Genomic DNA, 25,296 nt, shown 5'->3' with positions numbered 1-25,296 from the left:
TGAAATGCGAACCGTAACGGTGTCGTTCAAACAACGACGCTCACTCGTCCAGCGATGTTGCGTTCAAACGCATGATGCATTCGCCGATTCGAGTTACCAACTCCGAATTGGTTGCATCGACAACGGATCGCTCACGATCGCAATGCACAGCGAAACGACAGTGCGTCAACTTACCGTATGTGGTTTCGCTCGTTGGGAAGTCTCCATCGGCTTCCCGCAATTAAAAGATTGCGGGTGAGTCACGAGGTTCGCCATTGAAGACCAATGAATGGTGCCTCGATGCAGCGGACTCACTTGCCAGGGCGGATCGAAATCTTGGCTGGAGATGCCTAGCGAAACGATGACGCAAACCGGTCGGTCAATGAGCGGTCGGGAGATAAGTGTCACGTACTTTTGTGCGAAGTCTCCGTGGGCCGTGCCAGCGAAAGGTGACTGACATCCTTTCGCCGGTCATCGCTTACCGCAGTTCGTTCGACCGCTGTGACGACGTAACGGTTGGATGGATCCGCTCATTTGCTGTGCCACGCAAAACGCTCAAAATTCATGCGAGGAAACCAATACGTTGTCGAAGACATCTCCCCCGGCTCTTGGCGTCCGAAAGTCCCGCGAGGGGATTTCAAAATGAAGCGGCGAGTGAGTTGCCGATATGACGATGATAAACGAACCGGTGCAATCAATGGTCAACTCCTCTTATCCGATCACTAGCAGCATGAAAGCTCTCCGCGACTACCTCCAGTCCCACGGGGAACTCTTCTTCGACGTGTTGGAACTTGCCACCTGTGGTTTCTATTTGCGTCCGTTGCTTTCCCAGGACGGTGACGATTCTCAACCCCCGCTGTTCAGTCAACTGTGTTTCTCCTCGTTGGGTCATGAAGTCCCCGAGGCGGAACGGACATCCCAGGTTTGGCTGGATCTCGTTCACCCGGAAGACCGGGCCGCGTTCAATCAGCTCGCTGGATGGGGCGACAACGCTGAGCTAGGAAATCAAACGCCGGTTCAATATCGACTTCGCCGTCAAGACGGCAGCTATCGATACACCGAAGAGGGTGGGCGACGAATCACTCTAGGAGACCGCCAGGAAACGTTTTGGCTGGGAGTGTTGCATGATGTGGACGAGCGTCTGCGTGCCAAGCAAGAACTGGAGGCGAGTCACCAGGAGATTCAAACGATCCTCGATACCATTCCGACGTTTGTGTGGATCAAGGACGAGTCTCATCGAATTCTTCGAGTGAACCGCGCCGCCGCCAATGCCACGGGGATGACTCCTGATGAAATCGAAGGTCGCCTCACCAGCGACGTGTATCCCGAACAAGGAGAACGCTTTCAAGCATCCGATCGGCAACTGTTGCAAGGCAACGGTCCCGTTCGACATGTTCCTGAAACGTTAGAGAACAAGAACGGCGACGTATATAAAATGCTGATCGATAAGTACTCGCTGCCTTCGCTTCATGACGACGAGAAACGCATTTTGGTGGTGGGAACCGACATCACCGAAATCGAACAAACTCAGCTCGCGCTGGCCAGCCAGGAAACTCAGTTCCGAAATCTGTTCGAGCGAAGTCCCCTGGGCAGTGTGTTGATCGATTCAAACCACCAGCTGCAATTGATCAATTCGCGAATTGAGGCGATGTATCAGTTGAGTCCTACCCAAGATCGTCCCACTCAATTGATCGATTTGGTCCCCTCTGAATTTCATGAAAAGCTGACACCGCCAAAGGATCGCTTTTCACTGAACCAAACCGCGAATACTCAGTTCGAATTTGAGACCAAGCGTGCCGACGGAACCACGATGCGGATCAGTCTGGTTACCGCAACGATTGAGATTGAAAACCAGTCCATGACGCTGGCAACGTTCACCGACATCACCGAACGTCACCAAGTTGCGATGGATTTGGAACGCAAGCAAGAAGAGCTGGAACGCAGCAACGAAGACCTGGACCGCTTCGCTTACATCGCATCGCACGACTTGAAGGCTCCGCTTCGTGGAATCATGCACCTGACCGAATGGATCGAGGAGGACATGCCTCCGCAAATTGGCCAAGAGGTGCGTGAACACTTGAAGATGTTGCAGGCACAAGTCAGCCGGATGGACATGTTGCTCAACGACTTGCTCGCCTACGCACGCGTGACACGGCAAACCGATGCCGTGGAATGGGTGGACCTGAACACCGCGTTGCCGGAACTGTTCGCGTTCATGTCACCTCCGCCCACGATGAAGCTGGTGATGCCGACAAAGATGCCAAGCCTTTCAACCGCTCGAGGGCCACTGGAACAAATCTTCCGTAACCTTTTCGGAAACTCCATCAAGCACGCGGCCAGCAGCAGCCAAGTGATTGTCACCGCGGAAACCACCAGTGACTCGTATCACTTCACGGTTCGCGACAACGGACCAGGAATCCCAGAGAGTTCCCAAGAACGAATCTTTGGAATGTTTCAAACCCTGGAGAGCGGTAAAGACCGACGTGGGACGGGAATGGGCCTGCATTTGGTCAAACGGTTGGTCCAAGTCCAGGGCTGCGACGCTTGGGTGGAGTCTGACAATCACCAAGGTGCGGCGTTTCACTTCACTTGGCCCCGCGAAAATGCGGTTCATTCGTTCGAGAAGTGTGAAGCGTACGCGTCTTGAGCGTTCGTTCGAAGGTCAGGCTTGTCGAGCAAGCTTGAGAATCAATTGCTCGAGCAAGAATCGGTCGCGCCCCTCGGCGCTATGAGTGCCTTTCAAACGCAGATCAGCGTCGAGGAGCCATGGCAGCAGCTGTTTGGCCCGTTCTCGGCCAATCGACTGCAGCTGTTTTTTTGCCGATTGCACTTCGAATCCACGGCGAATTCCACCGGCTGCCAGAGCGTCCTCGAACTGCCATGGACGTCCACTTCGTTCGCGAAATTCGATGGCTGCGGTGGTCATTCCCAAACGCCGTAACGACCATGCGATCTGAGGCAGCAGTGCGATCGCACGTTGACCACCGCTGAAAAGCTTGTCGAGTTGTCGCAACGCTTCCGCTGCGTCTCCAGCAGCGATCGCATCGGTGATTTGCCAAACCGTTTTCCCCTGCCAACCGGCCACGACATCCCGGACGAGAGGTTCCTCGATTTTCCCGCCGACATCGACATACAATGCGAGTTTCGCAATCTCGGTGTCGAGCATGCCGATCTCTTCGCCCAACATCTCGACCAAGGCGTCCGCGGCGGCGGGAGCGAGTTGCGTTTTGTGGCGATCAGCAACAAACGAAGTCAGAAACTTCCGGCGTGACGCCGCGGTGATGCCGAGTTTCGCGTCCGTCGCACTGGTACACGCAACCAGCAAATGCGACTTATCGACCGCCTTGTAGACGCGAGTGTTGCTGGCAAGCGATTCCAATTCCAGAACGAACCGGGTGGCATCACCAGGGGCGGAAACGTACTTCTCGATTTCCGGCCGATGATTGGACAAAAATTTGTCGGCCGAACGAACCACAAGAGTTCGTTTGTCACCACCGTCGAAATCGAACAAGGATGCCGTGGCAAGATCATCACGCAGATCCGACCACTTGCAAACTTCTCCGTCGACCTGCGTCCACTCGCTGTCACCGACAATCGCATCGATTGCCCATTTCCTCAGCGTGCTGTCGACACCGTAGACAACGCCGATGCTACTTCCCGCCTGAGTGGATTCGGGCGAGGAAAGGTATTCAAAGGCGTTGAATCGTGGCATTCGCTATTACAGACCGCGTTCTTCGGCAAAGGAGTAGATCCGATACATTTCTTGATCTTCCACTTCGCCGGTCACCTTCAACGACCCGTTCTCGTCGAACAGCAGCATCATTCCGGGCTCCTCCAGTTCGGAGTCGCCCGTCATGGGCAGTACTCGACCGCCATTGATATCGATCACGGTGGTTTGCGAAGTAATCTTCGCATCTTCCACCTTTTTGACCACGAGATCAATCGGATCAATCAGCTCAGCCGGTCCTTCATAGGAGAGAACCGAACCGGGCTGCAGGTTTTCCATCCAGACTGGCATCAACGTTTTGTAGGCGATGTTGTAGCTGAGGTTGACGGCCTTTGCCGTCGGCGGATCGGCGGAGTACTCGACTTTCTTGCCTTTGTAATCCAACTCCTTGACCCGCGACACTTCGACGGGACCAGCGTAATAGTCGGTGAATGTGGGCAAAGAAATCTGTGGACTTGGTCCACTCCAATCCGACCAACGTTGGAAGTGGCCCTTGCGATTTTTGTCCGCTTCAGCAGCTTCCATCAGCTTCGAAACTCGTTGATAGACCTCGCCCGAGAGTGATGAGATCTTTGGTTGCTGCAAAGCATTGGCGGGGAAGTTCGGGTCCACCACCGCCAGGCGAATTCGGTAGACGTATTTTCGTCCGGGACGAGGTGTATTTCGGTCTTGATCGCTGGCGAAGTCGTAGAAACGCATCAGTTTGTAATCAACCGGATCTTCTTCCACCATTGCCATCCCGCCGTAGGAGCCCATGCCTCCCATTCCCATGCCCATGTCCATCTGCATATCCATGCCCATGTCCATGCCCATATCCATGCCCATGTCCATGCCGCCCATTCCACCGGCGCCTGGACCGGCAAGCTCGAGATCATCCACGCCAAACTTCTGTTCCTGCATCATCTCCTCGCGAGCCTTCATCTGCTTCTCACGTCGCGAGACCATCGGAATCAATGGGTGCGTCACGAAGTCGGTGTAATCGACCAACAACACGGGCGGGATGTAAGCGGTGACGTTCAAGTCTCGGTAGTCCTCCGGCACCACTTCGGTGGCGTAGCCAGCCCAGACTCTCGCGGCTTCCTTTACGTTCTGCTCACGCGTGTAGCGAAGAATCCAATCTTCGTCCGCCAACTCATCAACACTCTTGTTGGTGACGTCTGCCCGCTGCACTTCGTAATTGAAATACAGGGGTTGATCTCGGACAGGAAGATATCCTTCGGCGCTCTGCAGTGCCTCGCGGAACGACTCCGCCATCGCCTTGTGAGGAATCACGGCGGTCCCGGAAATGAACCAAGCGTATTGCGGAACAGGCAGCTTGCTGTCCTTCGCCGTCGGAACGAATCCGAGATTGTGCTTCGGGTTGAATCGGCGACCGGCGGCGGTGGCTGACATGGTTCCCATGCCTCCCATCATCCCCGGATCCATTCCCATGCCCATGTCGCCACCGTACATATCCATTCCCATTCCCTGATCCATTCCCATTCCATCCATCCCCATCCCGTCCATGCCCATCATCTCATCCATGCCACCGCGACCTCGACGACGGCTTCGGGGACGTGGTTTTTCTTGCTCAACGACTTCCAATGCTTCCGCACCCTCCAGGTCCTTCAGAGGGTACTTACCGCTTGGCGACAAAATCGCAATCGATGCGATGTGACTGTCGACTCTCAGTTCAAGAGGTGCATGCACAACCGGATCCTTGCGACGAACCGATGTGTCGATCGTCTTGCGTTCCAGCAAGTGAGGCATCTTGTAGGCGGTCGCGTCCACCGGCGTTCGCTTACGGGCGGTTTCGGCCAGAATATCGAAAACCGGTTTTCGATCAGGCAGAATATTCTCGTTGTGATCTTCGTCGATGCTGTTGCGAACCGTGTTGGCATCGGTCGTCAAACGCTCCGGTTGAACTTCATCCAACATGTTGGGCATGTTCAGGCCGGAGTAGACCATCCAACCAGCCGCCAGAACAACAATTCCGACGACAAATTTTTCACCGTGGAAGATGAAGAACTGTTTGATTTTGTCGGCATCCATGATGGTTTGACTCGCACGAACGAAAGAGAAAAGGAAAGGTCGGCGACGACTCATTTTGCTGAACTAGTTCTTGGTTGGACGGTCGCCACGACCAACCTGAACGTTCGCGATCTGCTTAACCGGTTGTTCCAGCGGAGCCACCTGGTACGGAAGCTTCCCCAGCCGGCTGAGGCGAAGCCTCGTTTGCATCCGGAGTTGTCGCATCCTCGGCTGGTGTCGTCGCATCGGGGTCAGCCGTAGGCGGTGGCAAAGCAGAATCGGGTGTGTCCACAGCGGGCTGCGTCCCCGCACCAGCTCCGGCACCATTGCTGCCTTCCTTGAGGTCATCTTCGGCACTCTGAGCCATGGTTTCACCGTCCAACACCGTGTCTTCGGTAACTTGCTCAACGCCGAGCTTGTCTTCATCAGGTGGGTTGTAGATGTGAATGAGGCCGTAAACCTCCACGGTGACGTCGAGCGGGAACTTCTCTTTGGGACCTTGGCTGGCACCGCCGCCCATCATCCCCATTCCCATTCCACCCATGCCCATTCCGCCGTCCATGCCCATCCCCATGTCCATATCCATACCGCCACCCATCATGGAATCCATGCCACCACCCATGCCGCCGCCCATCGCGCCAACGGCGCTAGAACCGGCCGACTTGGGAAGGATGCGAACCTGCTTGACTTCCACCATCAGTGGAGCACTGCCGCAAGCGGCCAACAGATCGGGGATGTAACGCTGATCGATTTGCAACGACATCATGACAGGAACTCGCTTCGCGACTTTCAAAGGCGCATCCTCAGGTGATTCGCTTTCCAGTGCGGAACGCAGAGTCGCACCGTCAATGGGCTCATACGCCGTGTCGACATAACGATTGTCCACCGGGTCAGGAGCTTCGGACATTGTGCCCATGCCCGAATCCATTCCGCCGTACAAGTCGCCTGAATCCATTCCGCCGTACATGTCATCTCCCATACCCATCCCCATGTCCATTCCCATATCCATGCCCATGCCCATGCCGCCCGTCATGGCGACTCCGGGTTTTTGAATGGAACCAGCGGTGAACTTGACCTTCTTACCAAGCGACAGGTGATTGATGACGTGAATCTTGGCTTCGAACGGTTGTTGAGCCTCACCGTTGACGTCCGCAACGATCGCCAATAACTGACGCAAAATCCAAAGGTTCTCTTGGCTGTAGTAGACCTCCAACGTTGAAGGCGTGCGTCCTTGCCAAGGAAACAATTCGGTGATGATGGCGGATTGAGAACTGACCGGCCAATCCACCAACGGGACATCTTCGACTCCGGCAATGTTGATGGGGCCGCGGCCCATACCGCCATACCCGCCCATTCCATCCATTCCACCCATCATCGAATCCATGCCACCCATCATGGCGTCCATCCCACCAGCACCGGCGGACCGAAACTCTGCTTCCCATTCAGCCTTCGCGATTTCCGCGATGCTGGGCAACACGTCTTTAATGTAGTACGCGTACAGATTCCGGTACGAACTCGGAATCTCTTGTCCGTCTTCCGGTGGATGCGCAATGTGCGTTTCAATTGGCATCAAATCGCGAAATTCATCGACGAATTCGGTGGTCAGCTCTTCTTCCGGCCAAACCAGAATATCGCGTTGGGCGTCGTAGACTTCCTGCCAAACTTGCAAAACTTCGGCCTGGCGTCCCTCCACCAGCAAATCCATCGCTGCCTTTGAGATCTGATTGGGATGCTCGCTCAGTTCAGAACGAAGCGTCGACACAGCACTGACGTCGCTTTTGATCTTTGACGTTCGACTGTTGTTTTCCTCCACCAAAGCGCCCGTGACCATGAACCAAATCACCAACGCACCAAGTGTGATGGTGCCGGTGCCAATCCAAAAGCCATACTTGGCTGCAGCAGCGAATGATTGCTTGAGTTGATCCATCGATCAGACCGAGTCGAGAGTGAAAAGTGGTGTGTGGTTGATGGCGACGTGAATCGCCGTTGTATTGAACTAGTTGGCCATCGCGACTGAATCCGGATCGGCATCAACATCGTCGTCTGGTCCTGATCCGTCGCCGGTACCTTCCAATTCCGCTTGGGCGGCAGCTTCTTCCTCTGCCAATCGTTTTGCTTTGATTCGTTCGCTCAAAACGCTTTCTTTCCAAACGACCTGGAAAACAAAATCCAGTCGCAACACTTCCAGAAATTGCGTTTCAACTTCGACGTCTTCGTCGCCATCAGCTCGCAACTGCATCGCAGTCATCGCAGCGACGGGATCGTAGTCCGGGTTTGGCACCTGGACCAATTGAGGTTGGTTGTCGTTCAGCAGGATTGGGTAGCTGAAACCAAACTCCTCTGGTGTGAAGGTGATTGGGTTGCCCTGTGGGTCGATCAAGGTGATCGGTTTTTCGCGGAAGGCAGTCGTCAAATACTTCCGAACGTGTTGGCTACCTTCTTCGCCCTTGTGTTTGGGGCTGTTGTAATAGTGGTATCCCTTCAATTGGATCACCCAACCGTCTTCTTCGGGACCGGTGTCCTCGGCGAGTTCTTCCGGCGGCGCGGAATCTCGCATCAGGTCGTACCAGTTCTTCATTTCTTCTTTGTACCGAGCATCCAAACGCTCCGAGTACCAATCTTCCGCGAGGTCTTCGTAGTATTTGGTGTCGATTTCGGAGATGTGGAAGTCGATGCGATCTTCCAGTGGCAGTTCTTTGATGCTCGGAATTTTGTCATCGGGGTATTCGGCTCGAGGAATCGCAGCGTTGACCGCGTTGATGACTTCCAACCAAACCAGTCGACGTTCCGCGTTGCCGGAAATTTCTTCGCCCAGACGATTCAAAAACGTCAAGCGACTGACCAACAACGAATCCTCTGACTTTTGATCCGAACTGTGCGACGACATGCTCGAAACGGCCTGAGCGGCACCGGACCACAGTTTTTCGTGAGTCGTTTGCCAAGATCGCTGAGTGAGTGCGTACTGGGTCGTCGTCCCCAGCAGCAGCGCCGCCATCCCCGCCAAAGCCCAGGGCTTCTTCGCGCGGATCATGCGTTCCGTCTTGATCTCAGCTGGAATCAGCGACGTGTGGATCTGGCTCAGACCCAAGCCCTGCAAACACAAACCGTAGCAAACCGCAAACGTCGGCGCGTTGTCACGGAAAGTTGGGATGCTGAGAACGTCATCGCCAGACAAGCGATTGAATCGGTCGAGCGTGTGAACTTCGTAGCCAAGGTTCTTACCGAGGTAAGCGGCCAGACCTGGCATCTTGACCGTGTTACCAGTCACCAACAGTTCGGTGATCTCGGCCTTTTTGTCGATGCTGCGGAAGAACCCAATTGAACGTTGAACTTCCGTGACCAAATCGTTGAAGACCGGTCGCATGGTTTGGAAGACGAGTTTTGGGTCGACCGCTTCGCGAGCGTTGCGTTTGAGGTGCTCCGCTTTCGCGAACGTTAGCTTCAAGTCCTTGGTCAATTGGCGAGTGAAGTGATTACCACCAATTGGCATGCTGCGTTGCCAAATCCGGAAACCGTTCGTGACGATCAAATCACTGCTGTCGGTACCGATCGACAAAAGGACGCTGGACGTCGGAGGCTCATCAGGGTCGAACGCTTCATTCTCGATCCGCTCGTGGAACCGGTCGTAGGCGACCATGTTGTAGAGCGCGATCGGAGTCAGCTGCACCATGTCGACTTCGATGTCGGCATCTTTGAACGGTGCGAGTTGCCGGTAAGCTTGCTCGCGTTTCATCGCGAACAATCCGACTTCGCTTTCAAGTGCGTAGCCTTCCTGGATGGTGGCACCCGGCATCGTTTGGTAATCCCAAACCACGTCGGACAATTCAAACGGAATTTGAGTCTTGGCTTCGTACTTGACGATGTCGTGGATTTTCTTCAGTTCCACCGGTGGTGGCTTGAAGAACTTTGCCAAACCACTTTGACCGGGAACGCTGATGCAAACGCGATCGCGAATCGCGTCGTTCCGCTGCATCAACTGATCCAGCGCATCGGCGATCAGTTGGTCCGGATCCGCATCGGCTTGCCCCAAAATCTTGGGATACTCGATCAGATCAAAGGCATCAGCAACGATCTCATCGCCCTGTTTGACGCAGTGCAACGCTTTGAGCGCGCTCTGACCAATTTCAATTCCCCAAACGCCGCCGGATCCGGCCATGGTTTACTTTCAACACGAAGAGACAAGATTTTTTATATCGATGAGTGGTGTCAGCTAAAGTTGACACCAGGGGCGAGTCCGGGAGGTGCCGGCGATCTCGCCAAACCGCTAGTATCCCCTTTTCGCTCCTTCACGTCAAATTTTAGTCGCTCATGCCGTCCTTTGCCGAATGTTGCGTCCTAATTCCCTGCAGCACGATCGAAGATTTCCCCTCTCGGTTGGATCATGACGCCGCCCGGAGCCTCCTGGGCACTCTGACCGCGGCATGGCATCCTCGCCTACTCGCTCAGGCGGGGCGACTACCCACCTGGCATCGAGCCGACGATTTGCCCTCGCCGCCGACTCCAATCGGCAGCCTGACGGACCCCGTCCAGGCGTCACAATCAGCCGAATCCGACTCCTCGACCGCTGGCCCAGTCCGTTTGCTGCTGATTCCCGAAGCCAGCCTGTCAAAATTGACTGCTTCCGTTCGTGAATCATTGCCGGCATCCGATTCCGACAACCGAAGCGTTTCCGTCGATCTGGATTCACATCGAGACATCCGCGTCCGATGCCAGAGCCGAAACAACGCGCTGGCTCTCATTGATTCGTCGATCCAGTCCAGTTGGTTCGGTGACTCGAGCACGCTGAAGAAGAATCCAAACGACAATTGGCCGAATCAATCGGCCTCGTTGCTGGACGATGTCCGTTTGGTGACCGAAAAAGGCCGCGAAATTTCGCAAGCCGACTTTTTCGCGCTCAGCTACACGTGGTGGCAGATCCAGGTGCTCACCCGACGGCTTCGCTACACCAGCAACCTCGACCAGGTTTATTTCGAAACGCGAGTCCTGGACGCCGCCGAGGCTTGGGTGCGAAACGACGCCGAAGCGACCGCCGCGGCACTGCACGATTGCTTTGATGCTTTGGCGGAAGAACGTGACCACTACTTTGCGTCCGATCCATCGCTGATCGATTTGACGCTGCTGACCCCATCGACGCTGGATCGTTTTCTGGATCTGCCCGAACCAAAGTCCAGCGACACCGAAGCGATCTTGTCGACACCTCGCAACGTTTTGGTCGATCAAGCGGTCGCCGAGGCGGTATTGAATTCCAACGACTCGGTGCAGCAATCCTTCCAATCGCGATTGGCAACCGATGCCATGTCGTGGGCGGGCGGTGGACCAGCATCCACCGTTTGTTACGACGAACTGACGATCGATCAAATGGAACGGTCGCTGCGAGAATCGATTGATCAAGTCCAACGTGCGGTCGGTCAACCGATGATCGTGCACGCACGCTTGGGAGGCAGCACGACTCCCGAAATTGTCGCGGCGTTGGCCAGCCACAAACACGACGGTCAATCACAAACTCAGTGCCGCGGTTTACTGCCGATTGATTTCCTCAACGGAACCGGATTTGGTGACGAAGCCAAAGTCATTCTTGGCGAAAGCGGTCACGAAATCGAAGCATTGACCGCGAAGCCCATCGATGCCAACAACGAGTCCTCTTTCCTCACTCTCGGAACTCGTTTAGGCGAAGCCATCGACGCGGGAGAAATCGCGACGGCGCTGTTGGTTCACTGGCCCGGCAAAGGCTGTGAAAGCTTTGACGATCTCAATCGAGCCGCAACCTGGACGCTCGCACTTGGTCGATTCTGGAAAATCGACGAGTACTTCATCGACGGTGAACACCCCTATCACCATGGTTCATCCGCATCGTGGAAAGATTCACCAGCCGATCGAATGCGAGTAGGTTCGACCGCGGCAAGGCAATCCGCGTCGCAGTATGCATCGTTGGTTCGCAGTCAATCCGAACGTGACGCCAACGGATTGTCCATGTTGGCGAATCCGCGGCGTACCGATCTCAGTCATGGCTTGGCCGAATCGCTTGGCCTCAACGATTGCATCGAAGTATCCGCCGATGCGAACGTCGCTGGCAAAAACCAACCAACCGAAAGCGTGCTGGTTGTCAACGGAAGCAGTGTTCCGACTCGCCAACGTGTGATTGTAAAAGGCAAGTTGCCAAGCAACGATCGTTCGATCTTCCATGCACACGCCGACCGCGGAAACACCGACGCGGTACTGGACGTTCCCGCATGGGGTTACCGATGGACCAGCTCCAACGCATCCGCCAAAGCTTCGTTGACTGATCCCAACAACAGTGCTCGCCCAAATTCGACCGACGATGACAATCCTCGACTGATCCGTTGGGCCAAACAGCTTGGTCGATCGATGAGCCGCGGCCCAGGTCCGATCGTCGACGGCGAACGAATGAGCAATGAGTTCTTGGAATTATCGATCAATTCAGACCACGGTGGAATCCAAGGCGTCTACAGCGGAAAGGTCCGAGGCAATCGCTTGTCGACTCGGATTGAATTCGTGCGAGCGAAAAAGAACGCCGAGGGCGTTGTCGCCAAATGCCATTCGGTTCAAACGAAAGAGAACAGTGTCTCTCGCGGCATTGTGGCCTTGGAAGGCACCATCGAAATGCCTGGCGACCAGGTCATGGATTCGACAACGAGTGCTTCCACCAAAACGCTGAAGTGGCAATCAGAAATCGAATTGGTTCGCGGCAGTCGGTTGGTTCGATATCGCATTCGTTTCCAGACATCCAGCGTCTCATCGCAAAATGCTGGTGGCGTCGCAGATTCGTTGGACTGGATCCATCACCCTGTCCTCCGAATGGCGTTTCCAGGAGCCAGCCCCGTGGTGCGAGCGATCGTGCGTGAAAAGCTGCATCGAACGAGTGCTCGCCGCTTCATCGCACCGCTGGGGTTTGTTCACGAAGAAGACGAATGCCAAACGTTGGTCGCAACTCACGGCAACGGTTTCCATCGACGCAGCGAAGATCGTTTTCTCGAAACACTCTTGCCGCTGACGGATACGTCGGGCACTTCAACCGAAGTCAGCGATGACTATTCACCGTGGCACGAATTTGCTTTTGGATTTGATGTCCCTCATCCAATCGATGCGGCCATGCAACCCTGGCGAACCCCAACGGTTCTGCAAGTTCCCGATGGCCAAATGCTCCGCAAAGGTGTGCCCGCGGGTTCGTGGCTGATTCATGCCTCACCATCGACGATGCGAATTCAAGTTGTCGGCACTGGATTGTTGGATGACGGCCGAATGGTGATGCACTTGCGAGCGATTCAGACGACCAGCAAATCAGTACGCGGAATCGTGCGGTTCTGCCAACCAGTCGCACTCGCACATCCGATCTCGCCCCTGTCTCGGCCGCTAGGGAAAGACCACGGCGATGCATCGCAAACATCTTCCTCCGTTTCGATGCAATCCATCGATGCCGCATCGATCGACGGCGAAGTCAAATGCGAAGACGATCGAATCGAATGGGCGTCCTCCGGTCACGGGGTGACTCATTTGTGCGTTGTCTTCGATACCGCGAAGTGAGCCGATGACCGAGACGCTTTCCCCCGTCGCCGTTTTTCGCGAAGCCGCCTTGAGATCTGATTTGCTCAAAGCGGAGCAGTGGGAACGCGCTGCCAAAGAGGTCAAACAAAACCTCGCCAGCGAAGACCGCTTGAATCCCGAACTGGTCTGCGAGGAAATGTCCAAGGTGCTGGTTCGTGACCGAATCTTGACGCCTTACCAATCCCAACAAATCCGGGCTGGACGAACAAAACTGACGTTGGGCAACTACGTCATCACCGAGTTCCTTGGCCAAGGTGGCATGGGGCAGGTCTTTGGTGGCGTGCACAAAATCATGGGCCGACAATGTGCGATCAAGGTTCTGCCGCTACAAAAGTCAGACCCACTGAGCCTCGAAAGTTTTGCTCGTGAAATTCGGCTTCAGTCGAACCTCGACAGTCCCTACTTGGTGCGGGCCTTTGACGCGGGCAAAGATGGCAAGGTTCATTACCTAGTCACCGAGTACGTCCCGGGTACCGATCTGCGACGTTTGGTTCGTGAGCACGGGCGACTGTCGATGCAACAAGCCGCATCAATCATTGCTCAAGCCGCCGCGGGACTCGCCTACGCCCATGAATCCGGTTTGGTCCATCGCGATGTGAAACCAGCCAACATCATGGTCACTCCCGACGGTCACGCAAAAGTATCCGACGTTGGATTGGCGGCTTTGTCATTCGGTCCAGATGATGACCCGCGGGCCGGTATGGTGGTTGGAACGGCGGACTATTTGTCGCCCGAACAAATTCGAACGCCCGATCAAGTCGGTCCGCCCAGCGATATCTATTCGCTCGGTTGCACGCTGTACTACGCCTGCACCGGCGCCGTGCCATTTCCCGGTGGGGATTCGAAATCGAAATGTCGCCGGCATCTGAATGAGATGCCGCTCAAACCAACTCAGCACGCACCGGAACTCAGCGAAGCGTTTGTCGACACCATCGCAGACATGATGGAAAAGGAAGTGTCTCGGCGAATCACCACCGCAGCGGAAGTCGTGATGCGTCTGAGTCCTTGGGCGACAATGGATGCGGACACCAACGATTCAGGATCGATCCAAATCGGCGAAGGCATGCGTCCGGTCGCGATTCCCGCCGCCGGCATCCCAAGCCCAGAGGACTCATTTGGCGAATCGATGCTCGACGAAATGAGCTGGGACAACGTTGGATCGGCGGTATCGGCCCCAGACTCAACCACATCGAGCACCAACTCGGTCGTCACGCCACCTCCGCCGCCTCGAGATCCTCCGGCGGAGTCGCCCACGCCCGCCGTTTCGCACACAGCCGGAATTTTGACTCCCACGTGGTTGGTCAGCATCCTCCTTTTCACCGCGATCGGTTTCCTATTTGGATACCTCACCGCTCGCGGCGTGCTGTTCTGACATACAACACGACCATGTTTTCGACCTGGTATTGCCATTCACCAAACAGGTTGGCATTTGCGATTGAGAACGAATCACGATGGCCTTGTCCGCGTTTTCAATCGCGAACTTGAACACAATGTGTTTTGTTGACGCAAACTTTTGACGGATGCGTAGAAACGGCTTGGATGCATCTCAATGAATCGCCAGCACACTTCTCTCACAATCTCGGAAGCAACCGCGATCTTTTCTGCGGCGACCTTTTACCTTGTGCTGCTTCTATGGTTTGTTCTTCCGATAGTGAGAGCCCAGGCAGGACTTCACCCGGCAACCCACTGGTACTTGATCGGGTATCTGTTGTTTCCTCCCATGATCGCCTACTCGGTATGGCAGGCCCACCGAGAAGGAGCCAACACCGTCGCCAAAATCATGGCTTCGCTTCGTGTACGGCCAATGAATCAAGCAGACTGGTTCTACGCAGTTGGTGGCGTACTCGCAGTGCTGGCCGGAACAGGTTCGCTAATCGCTGCATGGTTCATCCTGGCTCAGCTTGGATTGTTGCCGCCGGTTGAAACGGCACCTTGGTGCATCGACATGTCGCCATTGGATGGTCGTGACCGACTGTTGCTTTTCCTTTGGATACCCATGTTTCTGCTGAACATCGTTGGAGAAGAACTGCTGTGGCGAGGCTATGTTCAATCACGCCTCAACGTGCCAAATGGATGGTTCGTGATTGGACTGCTATGGCTCGCCTTCCACATCCCCTTTGGCGTTTCAACGTTAATCCTCTCGTTGCCGCTGATGCTGATCTTGCCATTCATCTTCGATCGAACCCGAAACACGACCGTCGCCATCTTGATCCACGCCATGTTCAACGGCCCCGCCTTCCTGGCCGCTGCGTTTGGTCTTCTGCCAGGTTAGCATCGCGAACGCAGGTTCGCGGTGATGGTTCCATCCGGTGCGAAAGCGCACATAGGCTCCGGAGGAGCCCGCGTACTTAGCTCAGGGTCGAAGCCCCGAGACCACCGCCAGTAGGACAATAGCGACGAGAGCGAAGGATCGACGCCAATGAATGACGAACTCGACGCTCGCGAAAGTCAAATCGAGCACGGCCCGCAAGAGCTACTCGGCACCCTCAAAAGAGGCTTTCGATTCCGCAATCTGAGCACACGTGCACAGTTGTCACCCAAGTAACGTGGACACCTCGTCGCAGTCACATGTTGCGTGTCTACCTGATTTGTTACTTGGGAAAACATCATGATACGAGTTCTATTTGCGACCCTGATATTTGTGGCGATCGGTGTGCCTTCTTCATCGGGCGCAGTGGCGCTCACCTTTAATACGGGAACAGATGGCTTCGCGAGTACAAACGGAGGTACTGTGACGAACAATTCAGGCAGGCTGCAAATTCTCGCTCTTGGCGGAAGTAACTTTTTTGAGAATGGATCTAGAGCAGCCACTCTCAGCTTCATGCCAGGAACCGCCTTGGGAGACGAGATGGCATTGGCGTACTCGAATGGCGGAACGATCTCCTTCGACTATTCAATTTCCGGAGACGACATCACATGGGGGCTAGCAGGCGTTCCTGCAGCAGGAACCCTTTTAGAGATGCAGCTTGCAGTGGGCTCAGGCTTAAGCTCCGACACAGAAGTTGATCTTTTTGCCTTTCCTACCATTGGGGCAACGACGAGCCGAACCTTTAGCGTTGATATTGTGCAGGGCTCGGGAAACCAATTCGACGGAACGAACGGCACTATCCAATTCGATAACTCGCCGGATCGCTTCTTTGCGTTAGGATTGAAAGACCAAAGCGATCTTATCGACAACGCGACAATCTTCATTGACAACTTCACCGTTTCCGCAAATGCGAGTGCCGTTCCAGAGCCATCGTCGGTGGCCTTCCTCGCGATTGGCGGTGCTGGACTTGCTTTACGCCGTCGCAAATCGAAAACGAATGCTCCGCAACAGAATGCCGGTAACATTTTGGATCAATCGAGCTAACCCCAAGGCATACTCACGATCGCGAGGCGTGACGTGAATGTTTGAAGTTGACTGGGTTGCCATTTGGCTTGGCGATTGAAGGCTGCCTAACGGAACAGTTGGGGACAACGCTTCTACTCAAGCTGACTCCAGCAAATGACATCTGCTGTCGTGGGCGCGACCTACTTCTGTGGCAAAACGTTTGACACGATGCGTTTTGCGACCAAGTGTTTGCGAAAGGACCGTGATCCTTCTTCCCGCAACCGTGCGGGGATCGCGTTTCCCTCAGCTTGCTCGAAGTCTCCCATGAACCACCTGTCACCATTGCGCATTGGATTGCTCCTCACAATTGCGATCATTTGTTTGGGCGGCGGTTGCAGCATGTCTGAGATCACAGGCTCATACAGCGAAGAATCGTTTGACCGATTGATTGGTCAGGACAAGTTGGTCTTGGTCAAGTTTGGTTCGAAATCTTGCGGCCCATGCAATCGCTTGGATGAGGAACTGGATTCGATCAAGGCCGATCCTCCGGCGGGTGTGGAGATTCATTCCCTCAGTCTCTGTGGCAACCAAGACCTCGCGCGAAAATTCAAGGTCACCGGCATCCCGCGAATGATGCTGTTTCGCGAAGGGCAAAAGCTCGGCGATCACGTCGGTTATCAATCGGAAGAGCAAATTCGCAGTTGGATCAGCTCACAGAACAACATCGTCGGCGACGTGCATTCGAATCCATTTGCGACCAAAGCCCCAAACGGCAACGAAGTGACGCCGCAAAAATCCTAACGGATCGTCTCGCAACAACTACGCGAACAAGTCATGGACGACGTTGCCCGCAACATCCGTCAAGCGAAAATCGCGTCCAGCATGGCGATAAGCCAGTTGCTCATGATCAAGGCCCAACAGGTGCAAGATCGTGGCATGTAAATCATGCAGATGGACTTTGTTCTCGACCGCGTAGTATCCGTACTCGTCCGTCGCGCCGTACTGGATGCCAGTTTTCAAACCGGCGCCCGCCATCCACATCGTGAAACCTTCCGGGTTGTGGTCTCGGCCGTCTTGTCCAGACCCCTGGCACGTCGGCGTGCGACCAAATTCGCCTCCCCACAATACAAGCGTGTCGTCCAACAAACCTCGTGTCTTCAAGTCTGTCAGCAAACCTGCGATCGGCAGGTCGACTTCGGCGGCATTCTGCGTGTGACCTTTGCGAAGGTTGCCATGTTGGTCCCATTGCACTTCCGTGTTGCTGTGTGTGATTTGGACGAATCGCACACCACGCTCAGCAAATCGACGTGCCATCAAACACTGGCGTCCAAAGTCCGCCGTGGTCTCGTTGTCGATCCCATAAAGCTTGTGCGTCGCCTCCGTTTCGGATTCTAAGTCCAACGCTTCGGGCATCTCCGTTTGCATTCGAAATGCCAACTCAAAAGACTGAATGCGAGCTTCGAGTTCGGAATCCGGACCGGTCGTTTCCAAGAATTCTCGGTTCATCGATTGCGTCAAATCCAACTGCATGCGTTGTGCGTCCAGCGACAAACGAGCGTTTTGAACGTACTTCACACGGGCTTGATCGGATGGTTGGCTGGCGTTGCCTATCGGAGTCCCGGAAACGCTGGCGGGCAGGAACGCCGAACCCCAATTCTTCGTTCCGCCATGGGCCAACGTTGGACAAATGGTGATGAACCCCGGCAGATTTTGATTCTCTGTACCGAGGCCATATGTCACCCAAGCCCCCATGCTGGGACGGACAAACACATCACTGCCCGTGTGCAGCTTCATACTCGCGCCGCCATGGGCTGGGTTGGTACCGTGCAACGAATTGATGATGCATAAATCATCCACGCATTCCGCGACGTGAGGGAACAATTCACTGACCGAGATCCCGCTCTCTCCGTATTGTTTGAACTTCCAAGGCGAAGCCAACAGGTTACTGGTCGGAGCAAACTGCACGCGAGGTTTTTCGAATGGCAATGGCTTGCCATCGTCCTTCTGCAATTGCGGCTTGTAGTCAAACGTGTCCATGTGCGACGGGCCACCTTTCATAAACAGAAAGATCACTCGTTTCGCTTTTGGTGGAAAATGTGGAGTTCCCAAAAGCGATGAAACAGCACTGCCGCTAGAGGCACGAGCATCGTCCGCGAGCAACGACGCCAGCGCCAGCGATCCGAATCCCGCGGCGGTATTCTGCAAGAGCTGTCGTCGTGAAAAATGCATCAGATCAGCTGGGATGGAAGAAGGCGAGAAATTGCAAAATGACGCACGTGGCTAACGCTTTCTCAACGGAGGTAGACAAACTCGCTGGAGGAAACCACGGCTTGGCAAAACGCTTGCCAGGCGGAACGTTCCGGATCGGACGCGTTACCATCCGATTCAACATCGCCGCGCCGCTGAAGCGTCTCGAATCGTGAGAGAAACCGAACGCCATCGGAAATCTCGGGATCGCGCGGTGGTCGTCCGTAAGCTTCCAAGTACAAACGTTGAATTCGTTGCACAGAATCGGTGTCTTCATTCAGCAAACGATCCGCCATCGCAAACGTCAGGTCAGACACCATCTCGGAATTCATCAGATACAACGCTTGCGGCGCGATTGTGCTGGTGTTTCGATCGCCGTCTAGAACGCTCGCGTCGGTGTAGTCAAACAACTGGAACATGTCGTACAGGTGATTGCGGATCACGGGCACGTAGATCGAACGACGCTTTGAATCGTATCTGGATTTGTCCTGCGAGGTGTGGTTGAACACATACTCACGGTTTTTGTACGGCATGATGTTGCCACCGGTCGTCCAATCGAGTTGCCCACTGACGGCCAACAACCCGTCACGAATGGCTTCGGCTTCCAATCGCCGCACACTGAATCGCCAATAGAATTGGTTGCTTGGATCTAGTTCAGCATTGGACGCGTCGAAGTCACTGCTTTGTTGATAGGTTTGCGACAACACCATCATTCGGTGCATCGCCTTGATCGACCAACCTTCCTCGACAAATCGGACCGCCAACCAGTCCAGCAATTCAGGGTGCGTCGGTGAACTGCCTTTCAGACCAAAATTGTCGACCGTTGGAACCAAGCCTTTGCCAAAGTGACCACGCCATAAGCGATTGACCATCACGCGAGCGGTGAGCGGATGACGCCCATTGGTCAGCCAACGAGCAAACTCCAGACGCCCACTTTGATCAGCAGGGATCGAGGGATCGTCGTCCGACATCAACACTTCGGGAAAACGTCGCGGGACGACATCGCCAAGTGTCAGGTGACTGCCCCGAAGATGCACGGCCGTATCTGCGATGTCACCATCGACGACACCCATTGCAGATGGCAATTCCGGTGTTTCCTCTTTCAAACGTTCGAGTTCATCACGGAGCGTCTTGAGTTCCGCCCGAGTTTCTTCCGAGAATCGTTTTTCGAGCTCGTCCGGCTTAGCCGCAGCATCGGACGGAGGTTCCAGCTCTGACTTGGCGTGCGTGAATTTCTCCGCAATCAACTTTTCTTGATCGGCAATCTTTTGTTGATGCTGCTTCAGTTCGGCCGCCTGCTCGGGTGTTTCGATTGAGTTCTCATGCCACTCCGCGACAGTCTTGTAGCTGTCCATCGTCTGTGTGCTTTGAAAGATTCCGGCCAGCCCGTAGTAGTCGTGATGGCTGATCGGATCAAACTTGTGCGTGTGACAACGAGCACATCCTAGTGTCAGCCCCATCAGGCTGCGACCGACGGTATCGATCTGTTCATCGATGATGTCCATTTCCATCTTGGCTTCATCCTGCTCGGCCAAAACTTTTGGCCCCAAAACAAGGAAGCCAGTTGCAACCAGACGATCGTGACGAAGATCGACATCATTGCCTGAATCCAGCAAATCACCCGCCAACTGTTCGACAACAAATTGATTGTATGGTTTGTCACCGTTAAGCGAACGCACAACGTAATCACGATAACGCCACGCATTTCCATGGACCACGTTTTCATCGAGCCCGTTGGAATCGGCATAGCGAGCAACATCCAACCAGTGTCGTGCCCAACGCTCACCGTACTGAGGCGAGGCGAGCAATCGATCGACCACCTTCGCGAATGCATCGCTCGAGCTATCAGATAGAAACGAGTCGATCTCTTCTGGTGTCGGCGGCAAACCGATCAAGTCGAACGTGACGCGCCGAAGTAGCGTCCGTTTATCAGCGGGAGCGTTTGGACGCAGGCCCTCCGCACGCAGTCGCGCCAGCACAAACGCATCGATCGGATTCGGTGCATCCGTCAATGCATCGCCGATCGGCGGAGTGGCTTTGATGGGAGGTTGAAACGCCCAGTGCTTGCGTCCTTGATCCAGGTCCACCTCGCCACGCTGCACGATTGGTCCGACAGTATTCGTGTCGGGATGGGGTGCTCCCATCTCAACCCAACGAATGATGTCCGCAACCTGAACATCCGACAATTTCTCGTCCGGCGGCATCTTCAGGTCATTGTCCTGATAGCGAACAGCAGTCACCAACAAACTGCTCGCTGGTTTTCCCGGAACCAAAGAAGCCCCCGCCAATCCACCGGTCAACATTCCCGCCAACGTGTCCACGCGAAGTTCGGATTCCTGAGAGTCTTCGCCATGACACTCATAACAGTGATCGATCAGCAACGGACGAATCTTCGATTCAAAGAAATTCAGGGAATCCTGCGTGGGCTGGGCCGTGTCCCTGTGATCGACCTCATCCTCAGACCGAGCCGTGACAGGCCCCAACAGCATCATCAACACCACACCGCAAATTGCGATGCGTTGCATCAGGCCTACGCCCCCAACGCTTCGAGATTGTGGATTTCCTAGCTGCCATACTTCCACGCGTTTATCATCACCCTCGCGATGCCAGGGCGAAGCAAACCAAGGGGAGAATGAAGCAACACCGCACGATCTGTTTCGATGCGATCGGGCACCCAAACCAGGGACATAAGCCGGAGTTCGCGAGTCAATCGGACGCATCAACCGTCTCCTAGAACGTGGGATTTCCGGCATGATAGATTTCCATGATTTCCGCTTCGTCCAACGCATCACTGAGCATCAAAAACTCGTCCATTCGACCGTTGAAGTTTCTGATCGCATGAGAGTTCTGGTCAACAGGTCGTCCCCAATTGCACAACTCTGCGTCACCGATTCGGATCGGCCCGTCATAACGAAGGTCGCCTTCGCAGGGTACGCGACGGCCGTTGAAGTAATGACGCACCGTTTGGGTGGAACCATCGAATACCGAGGCAACGTGGATCCATTGCCCAAGCGTCGTGAGATCGACCAGCGGTGGCGTGTAGCGCCACGCCACCCCGGGAACCTGGCCTACGGATAAACCAAGTTGTCCGCTTCGATCGAATTGCCAATGAACCTCACCCTCGTCCCATCCATCCGTCAACAACAACGAACTGAGCAGGCGGTCGAGTCCATCGACTCGGACCCAAGCCGCCAAGGTGATCGATTTGTATTCGCCATCCAAATGGAAACGTACCCGGTCACTCGGCCGTTTGAAATCCAAGGCCGACTTCCCCGGCCAACGGCCCTCCGACCAAGCACATCCAATGATCGAACCATCCGCGTTCTTTTTGCCCGACGCAAGGTTTGGCAAAATGGTTGGCGATGCGTTCGAACTAGTTTCTGCCGGCGACGCAAAGTCGTAGTACATCAGCACACGAGGGTCGTTACGAATCTTGGTACTCCAACTTTCCCAACGCTCGATCCTTTGTTGCCAAGCCTCTTCTCTATCTGGCTGAAGAAAAGACTCAGACGGCATCTTGGCAACCTGCTGCTCATTCGAAACCGCATTGCCATTCCCATCCACGCTGATTGATTGTCCGGTGACCAACTCACGCAGCGATGCGGTATCGTCTCTCACTGACGGATCATGCAACTCCACCAATCCATCAAAGACGTGAACTTCGGTCCGCCCGTCAATCGAAGCGGACACACCAAACTCGGTCCCAAGATCAACAATCTTGGTTTCCGATGTTAGCACGGTGAACCCTCGCGCCGGAACTGGAACGCTCGCCCAAGCGTTTCCCTCATGCAGCACGACCAAATTTGGATCGCGAATTTCCAGCTTCGCGGGACCTTCCAGAGTCAACGTCGCCCCTCGGAAAAACTGCAACTGCACCCATCCGGATTTCAAATCCAGTGTTTCGTTCGCTGAAACGGAGTCGCCCATCCGAAGAGCAGAATCGTCTTGCCACTCGACATTGACCGTTCGCTTCAACAATGCCACAGAAGCGTCAACCGGTTCAGAATCAGTCGCTGGCGCTGGCACCGAAATACGCTTCGCCACTGATTCGGCGTTGCGAGATCCGGATTTTTGCCCCGCCCACATGCCAATCAAGAACGCGACCATCAAGCAGGCGGCAATCGCGACCGCCGCCAGCGGAGCCCAGCGTTGAAGCTGGTTTCGTGCCGTGTTCAAACTCGACCGATCCAGGACGCCGTGGAGAAAGTCAAACTTCTGCGACTCTGCATCCAAACGCTGCTCCAACAATTGAGAAAATCTTTCGCCTGCCCGGTCTTCGCGAACCACGATCGCAAGTCCCTCATCCATTTCAACTTGGTCGCAGAAACGCCGTCGCAACGTTTCGTCGGTCGCCAGCGACTTTGCCAACCGATCCACTTCCGCCTCGGTGAGTTCGCCATCGAGCAAATGGCTCAATTGCTGATCGAAATCTTGTTCGCGTTTTTGTTCGCTCATGTTGACGCCTCCGCCAAACGTGATTCAACACAAGTCCGAAGCAAACCACGCAGACGCGACAAAGCCTGGCGAACGGCGACCGGTGTCATCTCGGTCTCATTCGCCAACTGAGTCGCGTTCTGTCCACGCGTGTACCGGCCATTGACCAAGGCTCGACCGTGACCCGGCAGTCGATCGACGCATGCCCGAAGCGCGGTGAACCAATCTTCGGACCACGGACCGGTGACTGGTTCGTTCGACATTGCCAACATCGCTTCGCTGAGCGATGCATTGACGACCCGGCGTCGACGAGAGCTTTTCCGCAGCTCGTTGCGGACCAAATTTCGAGCGATCGATCGCAGCCATGGCCCCGCGTTTTCCATGTCATCCAGCGTATCAATTCGCTCGTATGCAACCACAAACGCATCTTGGGCCAGATCATCCACCGCGTCGGGCATCGCGCCGAGCATGCGGACAAACATCCGCAGTTGAGCCTGATGTTCCAGCACAAGTTTGGCGAATTCTTTTCGTTGCATCGATCATGTTCCTTTCGCTCCTACCATGTCGCCACAAACAAAAGTGTGACTCGGAATGAACGAAAAATCTTTGAAACGACTCGAAATTCGATCAAAGGTCGATTTGCAAACAATCGGCTGGAGCGGCGAACATCGCTAAACGCTTGGATCGCTCGACGCGATGTGATCTATGTCTCGCGTTCAGACCAGCCGGATACCGTCGTCCTCGATCGCGATGATTTTTTGCTTGTACAAGCCACCAATCGCCTTTTTGAATTGCTTTTTGCTCATGCCGAATAAGCCCGAGATTTTTTCGGATGGCGACTTATCGTGCACTGGTGCAAATCCACCGTGATCACGCAAATAATCTTCGATGACCTGGCTGTAGTTATCTCGTATTTGTTGACCACTTTTTAGGCTCAGATCGATTTTGCCATCAGCACGGACGTGTTTGACATAGCCTTGGATCGTTTGGCCAAAACTGATTCGTTCGTCCACGTCATCATTGTAGAGCAATCCCCAATGACTCTGATCGATGATCGCCTTGTATCCCATCTCAGTGCTGTTGGCGATGATCAACTCGACCGCCTGCTGAGCGTAGAAACCGTGATCGGGATCGTTGCTCACGTATTTGTCGATCTTGGACGTTGCCGTGATTCGGTCTTGGTTGTCCAAGTACAAAAAAACGATGTAGGACTTCCCCAAGACCATCGGCCGGTGCTGTTCTGCAAAAGGCACCAACACGTCTTTGTCCAATCCCCAGTCCAAGAACGCACCCACCGGCGTGTTTTCTTTGACTTCTAGATAGGCAAATTCGCCAACCTCGGCCTTGGGAACTTGGGTGGTCGCGATGGGGCGGTCTTCGGAGTCCGAATAAAGAAAGACTTCGACGATGTCGCCGGGACTCAGACCTTCGGGGGTGTGCTTTTTAGGAAGCAGAATCTCCCCCAAATCGCCGGCGTCCAAAAACACGCCAAAGTCGGTTTGCTTGACCACTTCCAAATCATACGTGCCGCCGATTTCGATCATCATGTTTGGTGTTCCAGCAAATCCATCAGCAGCAGCTTTGTACATCGATCGCGATCCAATTTGCCGAGGATCGGACGATCGAATTCACTTCGAGTTTTTGCGTTTTTTCAGCGGCGGATTGCTATGAAGAATCTCGCCTGAATCGGCGACCTTCAGGTAATAAGACGCGCCGATGTGAATGCGTTTTGAGAGTGAAAACTCTCCGATGGGTTCCAGCTCTTCCCAAATATTGACCCGATAGTTGCCGTTGTGATGCCGACAAACCTCCACACGATGCAGTCGCGGAGGCCTGCCAATCTTTTCGAGTATTTGCGACTTGATTGTCACCGAGTGGTCGGCGAGCGACTCCGGCTCATCTTTCTTCGGGGCTGGTTGATCGACTTTTGCCATGCTTTCCTCGGCCACTTGCGGGTGATTGAACCTGAACTGTATCCGAACCGCCTTCGGTTCGATACGAGGCCGAAAATTGGCGAAGCGAC

The 25,296-nt window shown here is 54.7% G+C and carries 17 protein-coding genes; 7 read left to right on the top strand and 10 right to left on the bottom strand.

Annotated elements, in window-relative coordinates; all coding sequences use genetic code 11:
- The first annotated feature begins 676 nt into the window (after positions 1 to 676).
- Positions 677 to 2,626: a PAS domain-containing sensor histidine kinase gene (locus tag RB_RS05685; RefSeq protein WP_164922735.1), complete on the top strand. Its 1,950-nt coding sequence runs from the start codon at positions 677 to 679 to the stop codon at positions 2,624 to 2,626.
- A 15-nt stretch (positions 2,627 to 2,641) separates the two neighbouring features.
- Here RB_RS05685 and holA read toward each other — a convergent pair whose 3' ends face one another.
- From holA to pilM, 4 genes are all read right to left on the bottom strand, one after another.
- Positions 2,642 to 3,691, bottom strand: coding sequence for a DNA polymerase III subunit delta (gene holA, locus RB_RS05680; protein ID WP_007326016.1), 1,050 nt, complete (start codon positions 3,689 to 3,691; stop codon positions 2,642 to 2,644).
- Positions 3,692 to 3,697: 6 nt separating this feature from the next.
- On the bottom strand, positions 3,698 to 5,737 hold the full coding sequence (locus RB_RS05675) for a hypothetical protein (protein WP_164921578.1): 2,040 nt from the start codon (positions 5,735 to 5,737) through the stop codon (positions 3,698 to 3,700).
- A 115-nt stretch (positions 5,738 to 5,852) separates the two neighbouring features.
- The gene (locus tag RB_RS05670) at positions 5,853 to 7,643 is read right to left on the bottom strand and encodes a hypothetical protein (RefSeq protein ID WP_011119062.1); all 1,791 of its coding nucleotides are present in this window, start codon (positions 7,641 to 7,643) and stop codon (positions 5,853 to 5,855) included.
- Between the two features lie 69 nt (positions 7,644 to 7,712).
- Positions 7,713 to 9,872 (bottom strand): type IV pilus assembly protein PilM, encoded by a 2,160-nt coding sequence (gene pilM, locus RB_RS05665; RefSeq protein ID WP_011119060.1) that lies wholly within the window; start codon positions 9,870 to 9,872, stop codon positions 7,713 to 7,715.
- A 326-nt stretch (positions 9,873 to 10,198) separates the two neighbouring features.
- Between pilM and RB_RS05660 the strand changes: the two genes are divergently transcribed.
- The 6 genes from RB_RS05660 (at position 10,199) to RB_RS05640 (ending at position 17,393) form a co-directional block, all read left to right on the top strand.
- Positions 10,199 to 13,258, top strand: coding sequence for a hypothetical protein (locus RB_RS05660; protein ID WP_164921577.1), 3,060 nt, complete (start codon positions 10,199 to 10,201; stop codon positions 13,256 to 13,258).
- 4 nt (positions 13,259 to 13,262) lie between these two features.
- Positions 13,263 to 14,651: a serine/threonine protein kinase gene (locus RB_RS05655; RefSeq protein ID WP_164921576.1), complete on the top strand. Its 1,389-nt coding sequence runs from the start codon at positions 13,263 to 13,265 to the stop codon at positions 14,649 to 14,651.
- Between the two features lie 177 nt (positions 14,652 to 14,828).
- Positions 14,829 to 15,551, top strand: a complete 723-nt coding sequence (locus tag RB_RS05650; protein ID WP_011119056.1) for a CPBP family intramembrane glutamic endopeptidase — start codon at positions 14,829 to 14,831, stop codon at positions 15,549 to 15,551.
- Between the two features lie 147 nt (positions 15,552 to 15,698).
- The gene (locus tag RB_RS28310) at positions 15,699 to 15,824 is read left to right on the top strand and encodes a hypothetical protein (protein WP_007335150.1); all 126 of its coding nucleotides are present in this window, start codon (positions 15,699 to 15,701) and stop codon (positions 15,822 to 15,824) included.
- Positions 15,825 to 15,887: 63 nt separating this feature from the next.
- On the top strand, positions 15,888 to 16,631 hold the full coding sequence (locus tag RB_RS28005) for a PEP-CTERM sorting domain-containing protein (RefSeq protein WP_011119054.1): 744 nt from the start codon (positions 15,888 to 15,890) through the stop codon (positions 16,629 to 16,631).
- A gap of 135 nt (positions 16,632 to 16,766) precedes the next feature.
- Positions 16,767 to 17,393: a thioredoxin family protein gene (locus RB_RS05640; protein WP_011119053.1), complete on the top strand. Its 627-nt coding sequence runs from the start codon at positions 16,767 to 16,769 to the stop codon at positions 17,391 to 17,393.
- An 18-nt stretch (positions 17,394 to 17,411) separates the two neighbouring features.
- Here the strand turns inward: RB_RS05640 and RB_RS05635 are convergent, their stop codons facing one another.
- The 6 genes from RB_RS05635 to RB_RS05610 all read right to left on the bottom strand — a co-directional run bounded on the left by RB_RS05635 (position 17,412) and on the right by RB_RS05610 (position 25,207).
- Positions 17,412 to 18,821: a DUF1501 domain-containing protein gene (locus RB_RS05635; RefSeq protein ID WP_011119052.1), complete on the bottom strand. Its 1,410-nt coding sequence runs from the start codon at positions 18,819 to 18,821 to the stop codon at positions 17,412 to 17,414.
- 62 nt (positions 18,822 to 18,883) lie between these two features.
- Positions 18,884 to 21,364, bottom strand: coding sequence for a PSD1 and planctomycete cytochrome C domain-containing protein (locus RB_RS05630; protein ID WP_164921574.1), 2,481 nt, complete (start codon positions 21,362 to 21,364; stop codon positions 18,884 to 18,886).
- A 205-nt stretch (positions 21,365 to 21,569) separates the two neighbouring features.
- Positions 21,570 to 23,294 carry a LamG-like jellyroll fold domain-containing protein gene (locus RB_RS05625; RefSeq protein WP_011119050.1) on the bottom strand — a complete coding sequence of 575 codons (1,725 nt, stop codon included), beginning with the start codon at positions 23,292 to 23,294 and terminating at the stop codon, positions 21,570 to 21,572.
- Positions 23,291 to 23,809, bottom strand: coding sequence for a sigma-70 family RNA polymerase sigma factor (locus RB_RS05620; protein ID WP_011119049.1), 519 nt, complete (start codon positions 23,807 to 23,809; stop codon positions 23,291 to 23,293). Before RB_RS05620 ends, RB_RS05625 begins: the two co-directional genes overlap by 4 nt.
- A gap of 180 nt (positions 23,810 to 23,989) precedes the next feature.
- A complete protein-coding gene (locus tag RB_RS05615) occupies positions 23,990 to 24,862 on the bottom strand; it encodes a CvfB family protein (protein ID WP_011119048.1) in 873 nt (290 codons plus the stop codon).
- Between the two features lie 39 nt (positions 24,863 to 24,901).
- Complete coding sequence (locus tag RB_RS05610) at positions 24,902 to 25,207, bottom strand: hypothetical protein (protein ID WP_231846251.1); 306 nt, start codon at positions 25,205 to 25,207, stop codon at positions 24,902 to 24,904.
- Positions 25,208 to 25,296: the final 89 nt, after the last annotated feature.

Source organism: Rhodopirellula baltica SH 1 (genome assembly GCF_000196115.1).
Lineage (GTDB): Bacteria > Planctomycetota > Planctomycetia > Pirellulales > Pirellulaceae > Rhodopirellula > Rhodopirellula baltica.
Note: the sequence above shows the minus strand (reverse complement) of the source record. Positions and strands in the feature narration are given on the sequence as shown.

Excerpts from the sequence above, each read along its gene's own strand:
- RB_RS05685 (WP_164922735.1), top strand. The coding sequence starts at position 677 with ATGGTCAACTCCTCTTATCCGATCACTAGCAGCATGAAAGCTCTCCGC.
- holA (WP_007326016.1), bottom strand. The coding sequence starts at position 3,691 with ATGCCACGATTCAACGCCTTTGAATACCTTTCCTCGCCCGAATCCACT.
- RB_RS05675 (WP_164921578.1), bottom strand. The coding sequence starts at position 5,737 with ATGGATGCCGACAAAATCAAACAGTTCTTCATCTTCCACGGTGAAAAA.
- RB_RS05670 (WP_011119062.1), bottom strand. The coding sequence starts at position 7,643 with ATGGATCAACTCAAGCAATCATTCGCTGCTGCAGCCAAGTATGGCTTT.
- pilM (WP_011119060.1), bottom strand. The coding sequence starts at position 9,872 with ATGGCCGGATCCGGCGGCGTTTGGGGAATTGAAATTGGTCAGAGCGCG.
- RB_RS05655 (WP_164921576.1), top strand. The coding sequence starts at position 13,263 with ATGACCGAGACGCTTTCCCCCGTCGCCGTTTTTCGCGAAGCCGCCTTG.
- RB_RS05650 (WP_011119056.1), top strand. The coding sequence starts at position 14,829 with ATGAATCGCCAGCACACTTCTCTCACAATCTCGGAAGCAACCGCGATC.
- RB_RS28310 (WP_007335150.1), top strand. The coding sequence starts at position 15,699 with ATGAATGACGAACTCGACGCTCGCGAAAGTCAAATCGAGCACGGCCCG.
- RB_RS28005 (WP_011119054.1), top strand. The coding sequence starts at position 15,888 with ATGATACGAGTTCTATTTGCGACCCTGATATTTGTGGCGATCGGTGTG.
- RB_RS05640 (WP_011119053.1), top strand. The coding sequence starts at position 16,767 with ATGACATCTGCTGTCGTGGGCGCGACCTACTTCTGTGGCAAAACGTTT.
- RB_RS05635 (WP_011119052.1), bottom strand. The coding sequence starts at position 18,821 with ATGCATTTTTCACGACGACAGCTCTTGCAGAATACCGCCGCGGGATTC.
- RB_RS05630 (WP_164921574.1), bottom strand. The coding sequence starts at position 21,364 with ATGCAACGCATCGCAATTTGCGGTGTGGTGTTGATGATGCTGTTGGGG.
- RB_RS05625 (WP_011119050.1), bottom strand. The coding sequence starts at position 23,294 with ATGAGCGAACAAAAACGCGAACAAGATTTCGATCAGCAATTGAGCCAT.
- RB_RS05620 (WP_011119049.1), bottom strand. The coding sequence starts at position 23,809 with ATGCAACGAAAAGAATTCGCCAAACTTGTGCTGGAACATCAGGCTCAA.
- RB_RS05615 (WP_011119048.1), bottom strand. The coding sequence starts at position 24,862 with ATGTACAAAGCTGCTGCTGATGGATTTGCTGGAACACCAAACATGATG.
- RB_RS05610 (WP_231846251.1), bottom strand. The coding sequence starts at position 25,207 with ATGGCAAAAGTCGATCAACCAGCCCCGAAGAAAGATGAGCCGGAGTCG.